Raw genomic sequence first — 15,810 nt, forward strand, 5'->3', positions numbered from 1 at the left:
GAGTGTTGGAACCACCTGATCCCATCCCGAACTCAGTAGTGAAACGATACATCGCCGATGGTAGTGTGGGGCTTCCCCATGTGAGAGTAGGTCATCGTCAAGATTCAAACACAGAACCCCTGATCGCTCTGCGATCGGGGGTTTTGCTTTGCGCGCGGAAAACATGCCGTATGCATGGGGGAGCGAGCTTGCTCGCGAAGCTGTTGCAACTGGACGCTGCCCCTCTTAGCCCTTATGGTGCGCGCTTGGCTATTTTTCCAACAGGTCAGGGATGCGCATGCCACACACTACCTCACTGAACGCCGGTTTCATGGTGGTTCATGGCAATCGACTGGATGAGTTGCGCAGCCTGGTGGTGTCCTGGATGCGGCGTTACCCTCTGGCGCCGCTGGAGAATGAAATTGCCTTGGTACAGAGCAACGGGATCGCGCAATGGCTCAAGCTTGCCCTGGCCGAAGATACCGAGGATGACGACCTCGGCGGTTGCGGCATTGCCGCCGCTATCGATGTGCAACTGCCGGGCAGTTTCATGTGGCAGCTTTACCGCGCCGTACTGGGCCGCGATGAGATCCCGCAGACCTCTCTGTTGGACAAGGCGCCCCTGACCTGGCGGCTGATGCGGTTGTTACCGGAGTTGATCAATCAGCCACACTTCGAGCCGCTGCAACGGTTCTTGACCGCAGACACCGACCTGCGCAAGCGTTATCAATTGTCCGAGCGTCTCGCTGACCTCTTTGACCAGTATCAGGTGTATCGCGCCGACTGGCTGGAAGACTGGGCTGCCGGTCGCCATCAGTTACGTTCGGTGCGCGGCGAAATCAAGCCATTGAACCCGGCCAATATCTGGCAGGCCGAACTGTGGCGCGCCCTGCTGCACGATGTCGGTGTTGCCGGTATGGCCCAGAGCCGTGCCGGAGTGCATCAGCGTTTCATCGAGCGGGTTCAGACCATGACCGATGCGGTGCCGGGGTTACCGCCACGGGTCATCGTCTTTGGTATTTCATCGTTGCCGGCCCAGGCGCTGGAGGCTTTGGCCGGTCTGGCCAGGTTCAGTCAGGTGCTGCTGTGTGTGCATAACCCGTGTCGGCACCACTGGGCCGATATCGTCGCTGACAAAGACCTGCTGCGTCACCAATACAAGCGCCAGGCACGTAAACCCGGTACGCCTCAGGTGCTTGATCCACAGACTTTGCATCAGCACGCGCACCCGTTGCTCGCAGCCTGGGGCAAGCAAGGCCGTGATTACATCAACCTGCTGGACAGTCACGACAACCCGCACAGCTATCGTTTCTGCTTCAAGGACGAGCGCATTGACCTGTTCAGCGAGGGCGAGCCACACCACATGCTCAGCCAGTTGCAGGACGATATTCTGGAACTGCGCCCGCTGGACGAAACCCGTGAGCTATGGCCCGCAGTCGATACCCTGCAAGACCGCTCGATCCGCTTTCATGTGGCCCACAGTGCCCAGCGTGAGGTGGAGATTCTCCATGATCAGTTGCTCGCCCGGTTCAGCAAAGATCCTCAGTTACGCCCCCGCGATGTGATCGTCATGGTCCCGGACATCGACAGCTATGCGCCACACATCCGCGCAGTGTTCGGCCAGCTTGAGCGCGACGACAAACGCTTCATCCCCTTCACCCTGGCAGACCAGGGTCAGCGTGGTCGCGAGCCGCTGCTGATCGCGGTGGAGCATTTGCTCAAGCTGCCCGACAGCCGTTTTCCGGTCAGTGAAATCCTTGACCTGCTGGATGTCCCGGCGCTGCGTGCCCGCTTTGGGATCAAGGAGCGTGACCTGCCGACCCTGCATCGCTGGATCGAAGGCGCCGGTGTGCGCTGGGGGCTGGATGCCAGTCAGCGCGAAGGTCTCGGATTGCCCGAGGCGCTGGAGCAGAATAGCTGGCAATTTGGCTTACAGCGCATGCTCTTGGGGTATGCAGTAGGCTCCGGCGCCGCGTTTCAGGACATCGAACCTTACGATGAAATCGGCGGCCTGGACGCCGCGCTGATCGGCCCGCTGGTGGCCTTGATTGATGCGCTGGATGTGGCGCATGCCGAGCTTTCCACGCAGGCCACTGCGCAGGACTGGGGTGTGCGTCTGCAGAACCTCATTCAGGTGTTTTTCCAGGCGCAGAGCGAACACGATGACTACCTGCTGGTGCAGTTGGAGAACCTCCATGAGGACTGGCTACAGACCTGTGAGTCAGTCGGTTTGCTCGATCCATTGCCGCTGACGGTGGTACGCGAAGCCTGGCTGGCCGGTCTCGATCAAGGGCGTCTGTCGCAGCGTTTCCTCGCCGGCTCGGTCAACTTCTGCACACTGATGCCGATGCGTGCCATTCCGTTCAAGGTGGTCTGCCTGCTGGGCATGAACGACGGTGACTATCCGCGCGCGCAGCCGCCGCTGGACTTCGACCTGATGGGCAGTGATTACCGCCCCGGTGACCGCTCACGTCGCGAGGATGATCGTTATCTGTTGCTTGAAGCCGTGTTGTCGGCCCGTGACCAGCTGTATATCAGTTGGGTCGGCCACAGCATCCGGGACAACAGCGAGCGGCCCTCTTCGGTGCTGATCGGCCAACTGCGTGATCACCTGGCCAGTGGTTGGCGACTCGCGCAGGACGAGTCTGACCTGACGAGCGGTGAAGCTCTGCTCAACGCGCTGACCCTGGCCCATCCGCTACAGCCGTTCAGTGCCCGGTATTTTCATGAAGGTTATGGCTACTTCAGTTTTGCCCGTGAGTGGCAGGCGCTGCACAGCGGCGACGCCGCGCCTCTGGAGCAGACCCAATTGTCTGCCCATGATCCACAAGAGCCGCTGACGCTGGCGCTGTTGCAGGATTTCTTGCGTAATCCGGTCAAGCATTTCTATACCCAGCGGTTGAAAATTTTCTTCGATCAGGCCCAGGCACCACTGGCTGATGAAGAGCCGTTCGTGCTTGATGCGCTGCAACGCTATGGGCTCAGTGAAAGCCTGCTGGCTGCGGCGCTGCTCGACCTGGATAACAGCGACCAGGCCATGCAGTCCCAGGCGCAACGCTTGCAGGGCAGCGGTCTGTTGCCGATGGCCGGGTTCGGCACCTCAATGCAGGCCGAACTGATCGCGCCGTTACCGGATGTACTGCAACGTTATCAATCATTGCTCAGCCGCTGGCCTGAGCCGGTCCATAGCGCTTTGCCGGTCAGCTTCGAGTACCGCCAGGTTCGTCTTGAAGGCTGGCTGGGCGGCTTGCATCGCAATGCTCAAGGTCAGTTGCTGGCGGTCACCGTGGTGCCCAATGCCATCGGCTCGCAAAAGACCCGCAAATGGCATCGTCTGATCCGTCCATGGGTCAATCACCTGGCGGCTTCGGCTTGTGACCTGAGCCTCACCACCGCCTTGGTGGCCAGCGATGAAACCCTGCTGTTGCCGCCTCTGGAGGTAGACGCCGCCCGTGAGTGCCTGGGTTATCTGTTGAGCGGCTGGCTCAACGGTATGCAGCATCCGTTACCGGTCGCCGCCAAGACGGCGTTTGCCTGGCTGGCTCAGGCCGGCGACGATCTCAAGGCTGAAGCTGCGGCGCGTAAAGCTTATGAAGGCGATGGTCAGAACACTAACGGCGAACGCGCCGAAAGCACGGCACTGTTGCGCCAATACCCGGATTTTGCCGCTCTGCAAGACAGCGAGCTCTTTTCCGGCTGGTGTGAGTCGCTGTACAAACCCTTGTTCGATGCGCCCTGGCAGGGCGAGGAGGCCGGTCAATGAATAGCTCCCTGACCTCGCGCCCCTTGGCGCTGCGCTTTCCGCTGCGTGGCAGCCAACTGATCGAAGCCAGCGCCGGCACCGGCAAGACGTTCACCATTTCGGCGCTCTACCTGCGCCTGGTACTGGGCCATGGTGACGAGTTGACCGGCTTTGGCCGTGAGTTGTTGCCGCCGCAGATTCTGGTGGTGACCTTCACCGACGCCGCGACCAAGGAACTGCGTGACCGGATTCGTACCCGTTTGGCTGAAGCGGCACGTTTTTTCCGCGACGAGATCCCGGCCCCCGATGCCTTGATCGCCGAACTGCGCAGCGACTTCGAGCCTGAGCAATGGCCCGGCTGCGCGAGCCGGCTGGATATCGCCGCGCAATGGATGGACGAAGCGGCTGTTTCGACCATTCACAGCTGGTGCCAGCGCATGCTGCGTGAGCACGCCTTCGACAGCGGCAGCCTGTTTACCCAGAGTCTGGAAACCGACCACAGTGAATTGCTCGGCGAAGTGCTGCGCGATTACTGGCGATGTTTTTGTTACCCCATGGATGGCGTTGCACTGGACTGGGTGCGGGACCACTGGGGCGGGCCGAATGCGCTGTTATCACGGGTGCGCGGCCTGTTCGGTCGTGATTACCCGGTGGTGGAACAAGAGCCTGCGCAGTTGATCGCTGAGACACTGGAGCGGCGCCGTGCCGCGCTGCGGGCACTCAAGGCACCCTGGGCAGCCTGGGCACAGGAACTGGATACGATCTTCACCCAGGCGGTGGCGGCCAAGCAGGTCAATGGCCGACAGATTCAAGAGCGTTACTTCAAGCCCTGGTTCGACAAACTCACTACTTGGGCGCAGGACGAGGATCAGGTCGACCTTGATCTGGGTACCGGCTTTACCCGTCTGACGCCTGACGGCGTTGCTGAATCCTGGAAGAGTAACCCGCCGACGCACCCGGCACTTGATGCCATGCTGACTCTCAAGCGTCAGTTGGACGACCTGCCGACCCCCGATGCGCAGTTATTGCAGCATGCCGCTCGCTGGGTCAGCCTGCGTTTTGAAAGCGAAAAACGCCGCCGTGCCGAAATGGGCTTCGACGACATGTTGTTGCGCCTCGATGCTGCGTTGAATGCCAGTGGCGGCGACCGCCTGGCGACCCTGATCCGTGAGCAGTTCCCGGTGGCCCTGATTGATGAATTCCAGGACACCGATCCGGTGCAGTACCGGATCTTCGACAGCATCTATCGTCTGGAGCAAAACGACGAAAGCACCGGTCTGTTCCTGATCGGCGACCCCAAGCAGGCGATCTACGCCTTTCGCGGTGCTGATATCTACACCTACCTGCGCGCCCGCAAAGCCACTGCGGGCCGTTGGCATACACTGGACACCAATTTTCGCTCCAGTGTCGCCATGGTCGAGGCGGCCAACCAGGTGTTCATGCGCGCCGAGCAGCGAGACAGCGGGCGCGGTGCGTTCCTGTTTCGCCACGGCAATGACAACCCGGTGCCCTTTGCCCCGGCGCTGGCTCAGGGGCGCAAAGAGCGTCTGGAGCTTGCCGGCCAGCCGCTCACGGCACTGACCATCTGGCAACTCTGTGACGATCAGCCCGTCTCCGGTGCAACCTATCGACAGCAACTGGCGGCGACCTGTGCCAGTGAGATCGTCCGCTTGCTCAATGCCGGTCAGCGCGGGGAAGCCGGTTTTGTCCGCCCCGGCGAGGCGCTGCGCGCGCTGTTGCCAGCAGACATTGCGATCCTGGTACGCGATGGCAAAGAGGCCCAGGCGGTGCGCGGCGAGCTGGCCGCCCGTGGGGTGCGCAGCGTGTACCTGTCGGATAAAGACTCGGTGTTCGCCGCCCAAGAGGCCCATGATGTGCTTGCCTGGCTCAAGGCCTGTGCCGAACCGGATGCCGAACGGACCCTGCGTGGCGCACTGGCGAGCATCACCCTCGGCCTGCCACTGACCGAACTGGAACGGCTGAATCAGGACGAACTGGCCTGGGAGCGGCGGGTGATGCAGTTTCGTGGCTATCGCAACGTCTGGCGCTATCAGGGCGTACTGCCGATGCTGCGTCGCCTGCTGCATGACTTCCAGTTGCCGCAGACCCTGATCGCCCGCAGTGATGGCGAGCGGGTGCTGACCAACCTGTTGCATTTGTCCGAGTTGCTGCAACAGGCCGCCGCTGAACTGGATGGCGAGCAGGCGCTGATTCGCCATCTGGGCGAGCAGTTGATGCTCAGCGGCCAGGCCGGTGAAGAGCAGATCCTGCGTCTGGAAAGCGACGAGCAACTGGTCAAGGTGGTGACCATCCACAAATCCAAGGGCTTGCAGTACCCGTTGGTATTTCTGCCGTTCATCTGCTCCAGCAAACCGGTGGATGGCAGTCGCCTGCCGCTACAGTTTCACGATGATGACGGCTTGGCGCGGATCAGCCTGCAACCGACCGCAGAGCTGATCGAGTGCGCCGACGACGAACGCCTGGCTGAAGACCTGCGCTTGCTTTATGTGGCGCTGACCCGCTCTGAGCACGCGTGCTGGCTGGGCGTCGCCGACCTCAAGCGCGGCGCCGGGAAAAACTCGCAACTGCATCGCTCGGCGCTGGGCTACCTGCTCGGTGGTGGTGCTGCACTGAGCGATAGCGCGCAACTGGGTGAATGGCTCAATGCGCTGGTCAAGGACAGCCCGGCCATGTTGCTGGAGCCACTCCCTGAGCCTTGCGCAGAGCGCTTTAGCGCGCCACGTAATCAGGCCGCGCTGCTCAAGCCGCTGACGCCTCGGCGCAAGGCGGCTGAAAACTGGTGGATTGCCTCCTACAGTGCGCTGCGCATTGGTGATGGCATGCTCACTGGCAGCGACAGCGCACCAGACACGGCGCTGGCCCAGAAGCTGTTCGACGACGACCGTCCTGACCCGCAAGCGGCCCGTGAAGCAGTACCGGGTGCTACCGACATTCATCGCTTCCCGCGCGGGCCGAATCCGGGCACCTTTCTCCATGGCCTGCTGGAATGGGCCGGTAAAGAGGGCTTTGCACTGACGGCCAGTGATCCCGAAGGCGTACGCGACACCGTGGCGCGGCGTTGTAGCCGGCGCGGCTGGGACAGCTGGATCAAACCGCTCAGCGACTGGCTGCTGGACCTGTTACAGATGCCATTGCCGTTGCCGGGCAATGCCTCGTTGAGCGGCCTTGAGCAACCCAATCAGTACCGGATCGAGATGGAGTTCTGGTTCGCCAGTCGTCAGGTCGATGTGCTGCGGCTGGATGAGCTGGTACGCCGCCATACCCACCGCAACCTGCCTCGTGCGCCGCTGCAGCCTGCCGCGCTCAATGGCATGTTCAAAGGCTTTATCGACCTGACCTTTGAGCATGAAGGGCGCTACTACGTGGCCGACTACAAATCCAACTGGCTCGGTGCCGATGACGACGCCTACACACCGGCGGCCATGGAGACGGCGATGCTTGAACACCGTTACGACTTGCAATACGTGCTGTACCTGCTGGCGCTGCATCGTCAGCTCAAGGCGCGCCTGGCCGACTACGACTATGACCAGCACATGGGCGGTGCTCTGTATCTGTTCTTGCGCGGTAACCGGGCGCCGGGGCAGGGCGTGTATTTCACCCGCCCACCCCGCGAGTTGATCGAGAGCCTCGACTTGCTGTTTCAGGGCCTGTTACCCATCCCGGCTGAGTCAGGAGAGCCCGCATGAGCCGTACCCTTGCCCAGTTACTGCCCACCCCGCTGCAGGCTGACAGCCTGACTGGCCTGGCGCCGCTGGCGCGGGTCGATCACCTGCTGATGCTGCTTGACCGCTGGAGCGAGCGTGGCTGGCTGCGCTCGCTGGACCGGGCATTCGTTGCGTTTCTGGCCAGCCTTGATCCGCACGCCGACCCGCGGGTACTGCTGGCGGCAGCCTTGACCAGTCACCAGTTAGGTCATGGTCATGTGTGCCTGGACCTGTTCGAGACCCTCAAGGCGCCTGACTTCGCCCTGTCGCTGCCGCCGGAAGGTGACGTGCAGAGCGGCCCGACGCTGCTGCCGTCACAACTGCTGGCCGGCCTGGACGGCGCCGCCTGGTGTCAGGTTCTGGAACACAGCGCACTGGTCGCTCTGGCACCAGGTGAAGACCGGCAGCGGCCGCTGGTGCTGGCCGGGCGGCGTCTGTACCTGCGCCGCTATTGGAACTACGAACGGCGTATCGATGCGGTGTTGCACCAGCGGCTGGCTGAGCAGGAGGCGACGCCGGCCGACCTGCGCACGCGCCTGGATGCGCTGTTTGGTCAGGCCGGCGAGCAGATCGACTGGCAGAAACTGGCCTGCGCGTTGGCAACCCGCAAGGCGTTCAGCATCATCACCGGCGGCCCAGGCACCGGCAAGACCACCACGGTGGTACGCCTGCTGGCGCTGCTTCAGGCGCCGGCAGTGGCCAGTGGTCAGCCGCTGCGCATCCGGCTCGCCGCGCCGACCGGCAAGGCCGCGGCGCGGCTCACCGAGTCGATCAGCCAGCAAGTGCAACAGCTCAAGGTCGATGAGGCAGTGCGTGAGAAGATCCCCAGTGAGGTCACCACCGTCCACCGCCTGCTGGGCAGCCGCCCCGGCACCCGGCATTTTCGTCACCATGCCGGTAATCCGCTACCGCTGGATGTACTGGTGGTGGACGAAGCGTCGATGATCGACCTGGAAATGATGGCCAACCTGCTCGATGCCTTGCCGCCACACGCACGAATGGTGCTGCTCGGTGACAAGGACCAATTGGCTTCGGTAGAAGCGGGTGCGGTATTGGGCGATTTGTGTCGCGACGCCGAAATTGGCCTGTACAGTCCGCATACCCGCGCCTGGCTGGAGTCGGTCAGCGGTGAAAGCCTGGCCAGCAGTGGCCTGCAGGAAGGCGATGGGCAGCAGCATCCGTTAGCCCAGCAGGTGGTGATGCTGCGGCACTCACGACGCTTCGGCCAGGGCAGCGGCATTGGCCAACTGGCTCGGCTGGTCAATCGGCAGGAACATGCCAGGGCGCGCGAGCTGCTGGCAGCCAACAGCCATTCCGACCTGCATGTGCGCTTGTTGAAGAACGAGCAGGATCGCAGTTTTGAGCGCCTGGCACTGGAAGGACTCGGCGAAGGCGCTGACAGCCCGCAAGGTTACCGGCATTACCTGAACGTGCTGGCAATCGAGAGACCGACAGAGGGCGCCGATCTGCTCGATGAGTGCTGGACAGTATGGGCACGCTCGGTGTTGCAGGCGTTCGATGAATTCCAGTTGCTTTGCGCGGTACGCAAAGGCCCGTGGGGTGTCGAAGGGCTCAATCAGCGTATTACCCAAGCCTTGTTCAGTGCCGGCCTGATCGACGACGAGCTGTGGTATGAAGGCCGCCCGGTGCTGATGACCCGCAACGATTATGGCCTGGGCTTGATGAACGGCGATATCGGCATCACCTTGCGGGTACCGGAGCGCGAAGGTGAGACGCGTCAGGTATTGCGGGTGGCTTTCCCGCGCAACGACGGCAGCGGCGGTGTGCGGTTTGTGTTGCCTAGCCGGCTCAACGATGTCGAGACGGTGTATGCCATGACCGTGCACAAGTCCCAGGGCTCGGAATTCGCCCACACCGCGCTGATCCTGCCCGATGCCTTGAACCCGGTGCTGACCAAAGAACTGATCTACACCGGCATCACCCGTGCGCGTAAATGGTTCAGCCTGATCGAGCCACGCCAGGGTGTTTTTGAGCAGGCCCTGCAACGCAAGGTCAAGCGTTTGAGCGGCTTGATGCTGGAGCTATAACCCCGCCAAACCAGGGTGCATGCGCTGTGCGCCCTGGCCTCTTCTTGCCGGCCTGCTGATTGCCGGGGCGTTCAGTTCGGGCCTTTGCGGCCGCTCGCTGGCCTGTGGGCACTAATATCGCTCAAGCGGCCAAAATGTAGCAGATGCGTTTTGCCTTGAGCGCAACGTTTGCTTCTGAAATGCATAATTGTGGGAAACCTGGCAGGTCCCTACCATCGATTTTCAAGGATGACGCCCCCTTCCTCCCGCCACGTCACCGACTACCTGCTGGAGCTTCGAATAATGACAACTGCGCAGATGACGACCCAACCGCTGGCCGGCCGCATGCCCCGTAGCAAGCTGTACAAGTTGGTCATCGCTTCCTCCATCGGCAACGCCCTGGAGTGGTTTGACCTGATCGTTTATGGCTTCTTTGCCATGACCATTTCCAAGCTGTTCTTCCCTGCCGCCGATGAAACCGTGTCATTGCTGCTGGCCTTGGGCACCTTTGCCGTGTCTTACCTGATTCGCCCACTGGGCGCGATCGTGCTGGGCTCCTACGCCGACCGGGTCGGACGCAAAGCTGCGATGCTGGTGTCCATCTGGCTGATGATGCTCGGCACCTTGCTGATCGCGATCATGCCCACTTATGCCACCATCGGTATCCTGGCCCCCATCGGTATTTTTACCGCGCGGTTGATCCAGGGGTTTTCTGCCGGTGGCGAATTCGGCAGTGCCACGGCGCTGCTGGTCGAGCATGCGCCAGAGCGCAAAGGGCTGATCTCCAGCTTCATGTTTGCCAGCCAGGGCATCAGCGGCCTGCTGGCATCGGGCTTCGGTCTGCTGCTCAGCTCGACCTTGACCGTCGACCAACTGGAGTCCTGGGGCTGGCGTATTCCGTTTCTGTTCGGCCTGCTGATCGGCCCGGTGGGGCTGTACATCCGGCGGCATATTGAAGAAGCCGGCGAGTTCAAGCAGAGCGAAGCCGAGCACGCACCGGCCGGTACGCTGTTCAGGCAGCACAAGTACCGCATGCTGCTCGCCATTGGCGCGTTGGTGCTGTCGACCTCGGTCAGCTACGTGATCATCTACATGCCCACTTATGCGGTAAAGCAACTGGGCCTGACCGCCTCGATCGGTTTTGCCGGTACGCTGCTCAGTGGCCTGGTGCTGACCGTGCTGACGCCCTTCATCGGTCACCTTTCCGATGTGTTTGGCCGCACCCGCATCATGTTCTGGGCCGCGCTGGTGTTCATCGCCAGTATCTACCCGGCGTTCTCCTGGCTGGCAGCGCAGCCGACCCTGATGGCGTTGCTGGCGGTGCTGTTCTGGATGAGCGTCCTGAAGGCTGTGTATTTCGGCGGTCTGCCCGCGCTGATGGCTGAGCTGTTCCCGACCCGGGTTCGGGCCACCGGTATGGCGCTGAGTTACAACATCGGCACCACAATCTTCGGCAGCTTCACACCGTTCTTTGTTGCCTGGCTGATTGGCGCCAGCGGCAACAAGCTTGCACCGAGCTTCTACCTGCTGGTCACCGGTCTGCTCAGCCTGATCACCTTGCTGGCCATTACCCGGCAGCTCAAACGCAACTGATCGCCAGCTGGCCCGGCGTTTGGCCGGGCCACCCCACCTCCTGCCTGTTCTTGCCCCGCCATGGTCGTGACGGGCGAGGGCTCGCACGCCAACGATTCGCTGATTGCCGCCAATCACCTGAAGATTCTGGAGTGGACCATGTCTGATTTGCGCCTTACCTGTGCACTGCTCACCAGCGTCGGCCTGTGCGTCGCAGGCCCTGCCCGGGCCGACCTGCTCGATGACAGCCACCTGACCCTGGGGCTGCGCAATTTCTACGTCGACCGCGATTTCAAACAGGCCAATGCGCCCAAGTCACGCACCGGCAGTTGGTCGCAGGGCTTTGACTTGCAGTTCAAGTCCGGTTACACCGACACACCGATCCAGTTCGGTCTGGACCTGGGCGCCGACTTTGCCTATCGGCTCGATGGCGGCAAAGGCCGCTCGCCCGATGGTGTGCTGCCGGTCAGCACCGATGGCAGCCCGGTCAAGGATTACGGGCGGGCCAACCTGGCGGTGAAGTTGCGCTATTCAAAGAGCGAACTGCGCATCGGTGACCAGCGGCCGAACTTGCCAGTGGTGTCCTACGACCCGACCCGGCAACTGGTGACCCGCTACGAGGGCGCGGTGCTTGAGTCGCGGGAGGTCAAAGACCTGACCCTGACAGCCGGGCGGCTCTGGAGCATCACCGGCCGTGAGTCTTCCGAACGCGAAGACCTGTACCTGTGGGGCGATACCCCGGCGCAAGCCAGCGACGGTCTGGATTTCGCTGGCGCCACCTATGCGTTCACCCCGCAGTTGTCCGGCTCGTATTTCTACGCACAACTGCAGGACATCTACCGCCAGCATTACCTGGGGCTGGTGCACAAGGCTGCGTTGGGCGGCGGTTTCACGCTCAAGACCGATGTGCGCTACTACAACACCCGCGAGCAGGGCCAAGCGTTGTCTGGCCGGGTGGATAATCGCACCTATGGGCTGATGTTCAGCCTGAGCAAAAACGGCCACACCTTGGGTGCCGGTTACCAGCGCATGCTGGGCCTGGACACGTTCCCGACCTTTAACAACTACGCGCCGGCGCCGTTTCTGATCAACTGGTCGGCGCTGGGCTTCGTCAAGCCTGGCGAACGTTCCTGGCAACTGCGCTATGACTATGACTTTGCCGCCGTGGGCGTGCCGGGCTTGAAGTGGATGGCGCGCTGGATGGAGGGCAACGACATTGATCTGGGCCAGCAGAGCCACGAGACCGAACGCACCTCAGTGCTCAGTTACGTGGTGCAGAGCGGGCCGCTCAAGGGGTTCGGGGCCAACTGGATGAACATCGGGGTCAACGTGCGCGAATCCTCGCGTTACGAAGAAAACCGCTTGGCCCTGACTTACTCCGTGAACTTCTGGTAGGCGTGTCCGGCTCGGGGGGCTGGCTGACGCTGACCAATTGTTCCTCCAGAAAACTCAGGAAATAACGGATCAGCACCGGCAGCTTGCGCCCGGCCATGATCTGCACCTGCAGGCTACGCTGGCGCAATTGCGGGTCGCTCATCGGCACCAGCAGCAGGTTGTCACGCGCGGCGGTGCCGCTGACGGTGGCGGCGCCGCACAAGGCAATCACGTCCGTGGAGTGACGAACCGCGTTATAGATCGCGCCCAGAGAGTGGCTGGCGTAGGCCGGCACAATGTTCATGCTGTGCAGGTTGCAGGCGATGTCGAACAGATAGCGGATGGTCGACCCGGCATGCGGCAGGGCCAGTGGATACTGCGCCAGTTCCTGCACGGTCAATGACTCGCTGCTCGCCAGCGGGTGACTGACAGGCATCAGCGCGCTGATCGGCGAGTCGCAACTGAGCGAAATCTCCACCCCCAGGGTCGGCGTCAGGCTGAAGGTCAGCGCGATGTCGGCTACGCCGTCCTTGACCAGTTGCGAGGCCCTTGCGGCGTCCACCACCTGTAAATCGAAACTCGCTCCGGGATGAAAGGCCCGGAACTGCGCGCACACCCGTGGCAGAAATTCCCAGGCCATGCCTTCCGGGCAGGCGAGGGTGATGGTGTGCTGTTGCAGGGTGTTGAGGCCGCGCATCTCGGCAATCACGTTGCGCACTTCCAACTGATTGCGGTTGGCGTAGGCCAGCAGCACTTCGCCTGGCTCGGTCAGTTGCATGCCTCGCGGTTTGCGCTCGAACAATTGCAGCCCGAGGTTTTCTTCCAGGTTGCTGATCTGTCGGCTGACCGCCGAAACGGCCACGTGCAGCTCCTCGGCAGCAGCCGAGAGCGAGCCGGTCCTGGCCACGCTGTGGAAGTAACGCAAGGGCAGGTCATGCATGGCGCGGCTCCATTGATGCTTCAGGCAAGTGCAAGGCTGGCTTGCAAAAAAGACAAGGTTGAATTGAGAACTTGATAATTGTTGCAACTCAGGCTGCCACGTTAACCTCTGCGGCACTGTTCGGTCGAGGGCTTGCTGGTCGCGCCCGACGACCAATGCCTGATAGCAAGGAACCTGATATGTCGATCTCTTCTGCCTGCTCACGTGAACATGCTCTGGAACTGGCCGCACGGCACTACAGCAGTGGTGCGTTCCTGCAAATCCTTGACCGCCGTGTCGCCCAGCGTACCGAAAGCCAGAACCCTGATTGCAGCGCAGCACTGCACGCCTATCTGCACGACGAATTGCAGCCGGTGCTGTTGGGCATGGGCTTCAGTTGCCGGATCATCGACAACCCGCAGGCCGGCAAACCGCCGCTATTGCTGGCTGAGCGTATTGAAGACCCGGCTTTGCTGACCTTGCTCAGCTACGGCCATGGTGACGTCACCAGTGGCCAGGATGAGCTTTGGCAGCAAGGCACTGCGCCATGGCGCACGAGCATCAAGGACGGACGCATTTATGGGCGTGGAACGGCCGACAACAAGGGCCAGCACAGTATCAACCTGGCCGCGCTGGATGCGGTGCTGCAGGTCCGCCAGGGACAGTTGGGGTTCAACCTGAAAGTCATCTTCGAAATGAGCGAAGAAGTGGGCTCGCCAGGGCTGGAGCAAGCGTGCCGTGAGCATGCCGAGGCGTTGTCTGCGGATCTGTTCCTGGCCTCTGACGGACCGCGGGTGCGTCATGACCTGCCGACGCTGTTTCTCGGCTCGCGTGGGGTGTGCCAGTTCCGTCTGAGCCTGGACACCGGCAATGGCAGTCGTCATTCGGGCAACTGGGGCGGGATCATCACCAACCCGGCGATTGTCATGGGCCATGTGCTGGCGAGCCTGGTATCGGCCAGCGGGCAATTGCAGGCCGACTTTCTGCGCCCGGCACCGATCAGTGAGTCGGTCTCGGCGCTGGTGCGTGATCTGCCGGTCGGTGGTGAAAGCTTCGACCCGCAGCTCAATCTGCAGTGGGGTGAACCCGGTTTGAGCGTGGGCGAGAAGTTGTTCGGCTGTAATACCCTGGAAGTGGTGGGGATGTCTGCGGGCAGTACCGTCAAGGTGATTGGCGCGATTCCTGGCCGGGCGGAAATGGTCTGCCAGTTACGTTTTGTCCAGGGCACCGACTGGCAGGGGCTGGCGGATAACCTGCGTCGCCATCTTGATGAGCAAGGTTTTACCGAGGTGCAGGTGCAGATCGATGGCGGCTATGCGGCGACCCGGCTCGACCCGGCGCACCCTTGGGTCGGCTTCGTCAGCCGCTCAGTCAGCACCAGCCTGGGCGAGCCGGTGAGTATTCTGCCGAATCTGGGCGGGACCATCCCCAACCATTGCTTCGCTGATGTACTGGGCTTGCCGACGGTATGGCTGCCGCACTCTTATCCCTCCTGCAAGCAGCACGCGCCGGACGAGCATTTGCTGGAAAGCATCGTTGAGCAAGGGCTCAAGGCGGCGGCCGGGTTGTTCTGGGATCTGGGTGAGCAGGCCCAGGCGCTACGCGCCCGATTGCCTGCCTGAGGTGCATCGGCCCGCACGACGGGCCGATGAGCCTGCCGATCAGTCGGTCTTCTGTTTGCGCCAGTCATCCGAGCCGGAGGTGCCGCTGACTTTGTGGGTCCAGCTGATCTTGCGGTAAGTCATGTAGACATCTTGCAGGTGAGTGAAGTGGGCACTGCCAGGGTCCTGGCAGTTGTGCATGTAGTCGCGGATCTCGACGATGATCGCGTCCACCAGATGGGTGGTGTAGTAATGCTCCTGGGTTCCGGACTTGGAGGTGCGGTACCACTCGATTTCAACCTCGGGCAGCAGCTCGCCCTTGGTCAGGGCTTCCAGCAATAAGGGTGAAGCCCTGTCGAACACCTTGGTGATGCACACCGCATCATGGACCCGCTGCCCGGCGGGCTGTCCGGACTGAGGGTCGGTGGGCAGGCTGATCTTGTGGCTGAAGGCCTGGACCAGCACTTGGTCTTCATGTTCTTCCTGATAGTTGTTGCCCACCGAGTCAGCGGTGGAAGCGCCTTTGGTGATGTGCCCTTGTTTACTGCCGGTGATGGACATATAGGCCGGTGTAGCCATGGAGGTTCTCCTTGCAGGCTCAAGTGCCCGCCGAGTCATTCGGCGAGGCCACCTGATGCACAAGTCAAGAAGCGTGCCTTTCGTTTAAATTGCTTATAAATCAATGTCTTAATTTTTTATTGGAAGCTTTCTGGCGTATTTTCAAGCAAAAATCGCGCATCCTTAAGCACCGCACTGCGCAGTTCTTTGCGTCCCTCTCCGCTCTTGCGTATACAGCTTTCCAACAAATCATCCACAGGGTTATCCACAGGCTGGCGGCAAGCCTTGCGCATCAAGGCGGTGAGCTAGTATT

The 15,810-nt window shown here is 61.7% G+C and carries 8 protein-coding genes and 1 rRNA gene; 7 read left to right on the top strand and 2 right to left on the bottom strand.

Annotation, left to right across the window (positions count from 1 at the left end):
• The 6 genes from rrf to NJC38_RS17340 all read left to right on the top strand — a co-directional run.
• Window positions 1–103 (top strand): 5S ribosomal RNA (gene rrf / locus NJC38_RS17315); the annotation flags it as partial.
• Between the two features lie 174 nt (window positions 104–277).
• Window positions 278–3,742, top strand: a complete 3,465-nt coding sequence (recC, locus tag NJC38_RS17320) for an exodeoxyribonuclease V subunit gamma (protein ID WP_253116148.1) — start codon at window positions 278–280, stop codon at window positions 3,740–3,742.
• The gene (gene recB / locus NJC38_RS17325; protein ID WP_253116151.1) at window positions 3,739–7,428 is read left to right on the top strand and encodes an exodeoxyribonuclease V subunit beta; all 3,690 of its coding nucleotides are present in this window, start codon (window positions 3,739–3,741) and stop codon (window positions 7,426–7,428) included. Before recC ends, recB begins: the two co-directional genes overlap by 4 nt.
• A complete protein-coding gene (recD, locus tag NJC38_RS17330) occupies window positions 7,425–9,494 on the top strand; it encodes an exodeoxyribonuclease V subunit alpha (RefSeq protein ID WP_253116153.1) in 2,070 nt (689 codons plus the stop codon). The genes recB and recD overlap by 4 nt, the downstream gene beginning before the upstream one ends.
• 282 nt (window positions 9,495–9,776) lie before the next feature.
• The gene (locus NJC38_RS17335; protein WP_045483800.1) at window positions 9,777–11,066 is read left to right on the top strand and encodes an MFS transporter; all 1,290 of its coding nucleotides are present in this window, start codon (window positions 9,777–9,779) and stop codon (window positions 11,064–11,066) included.
• Between the two features lie 138 nt (window positions 11,067–11,204).
• Window positions 11,205–12,440, top strand: a complete 1,236-nt coding sequence (locus NJC38_RS17340; protein ID WP_253116155.1) for an OprD family porin — start codon at window positions 11,205–11,207, stop codon at window positions 12,438–12,440.
• Here the strand turns inward: NJC38_RS17340 and NJC38_RS17345 are convergent.
• Entirely contained in the window at window positions 12,370–13,359 is a 990-nt protein-coding gene (locus NJC38_RS17345) for a LysR family transcriptional regulator (RefSeq protein WP_084709856.1), read from the bottom strand. The genes NJC38_RS17340 and NJC38_RS17345 overlap by 71 nt on opposite strands.
• Before the next feature lie 179 nt (window positions 13,360–13,538).
• Here NJC38_RS17345 and NJC38_RS17350 point away from each other — a divergent pair, with 179 nt between their 5' ends.
• The gene (locus NJC38_RS17350; protein ID WP_045483797.1) at window positions 13,539–14,960 is read left to right on the top strand and encodes a M20 family metallopeptidase; all 1,422 of its coding nucleotides are present in this window, start codon (window positions 13,539–13,541) and stop codon (window positions 14,958–14,960) included.
• Between the two features lie 39 nt (window positions 14,961–14,999).
• Here NJC38_RS17350 and NJC38_RS17355 read toward each other — a convergent pair whose 3' ends face one another.
• The gene (locus tag NJC38_RS17355) at window positions 15,000–15,518 is read right to left on the bottom strand and encodes an Hcp family type VI secretion system effector (RefSeq protein ID WP_045483794.1); all 519 of its coding nucleotides are present in this window, start codon (window positions 15,516–15,518) and stop codon (window positions 15,000–15,002) included.
• Window positions 15,519–15,810: the final 292 nt, after the last annotated feature.

It is taken from the genome of Pseudomonas sp. 21LCFQ010 (genome assembly GCF_024129905.1).
In the GTDB taxonomy this organism is placed as follows: Bacteria; Pseudomonadota; Gammaproteobacteria; order Pseudomonadales; family Pseudomonadaceae; genus Aquipseudomonas.

Bases quoted from the DNA above. Each gene is read 5' to 3' on its own strand.
- recC (WP_253116148.1), top strand. From the start codon at position 278: ATGCCACACACTACCTCACTGAACGCCGGTTTCATGGTGGTTCATGGC.
- NJC38_RS17335 (WP_045483800.1), top strand. From the start codon at position 9,777: ATGACAACTGCGCAGATGACGACCCAACCGCTGGCCGGCCGCATGCCC.
- NJC38_RS17350 (WP_045483797.1), top strand. From the start codon at position 13,539: ATGTCGATCTCTTCTGCCTGCTCACGTGAACATGCTCTGGAACTGGCC.
- NJC38_RS17340 (WP_253116155.1), top strand. From the start codon at position 11,205: ATGTCTGATTTGCGCCTTACCTGTGCACTGCTCACCAGCGTCGGCCTG.
- recD (WP_253116153.1), top strand. From the start codon at position 7,425: ATGAGCCGTACCCTTGCCCAGTTACTGCCCACCCCGCTGCAGGCTGAC.
- NJC38_RS17355 (WP_045483794.1), bottom strand. From the start codon at position 15,518: ATGGCTACACCGGCCTATATGTCCATCACCGGCAGTAAACAAGGGCAC.
- NJC38_RS17345 (WP_084709856.1), bottom strand. From the start codon at position 13,359: ATGCATGACCTGCCCTTGCGTTACTTCCACAGCGTGGCCAGGACCGGC.
- recB (WP_253116151.1), top strand. From the start codon at position 3,739: ATGAATAGCTCCCTGACCTCGCGCCCCTTGGCGCTGCGCTTTCCGCTG.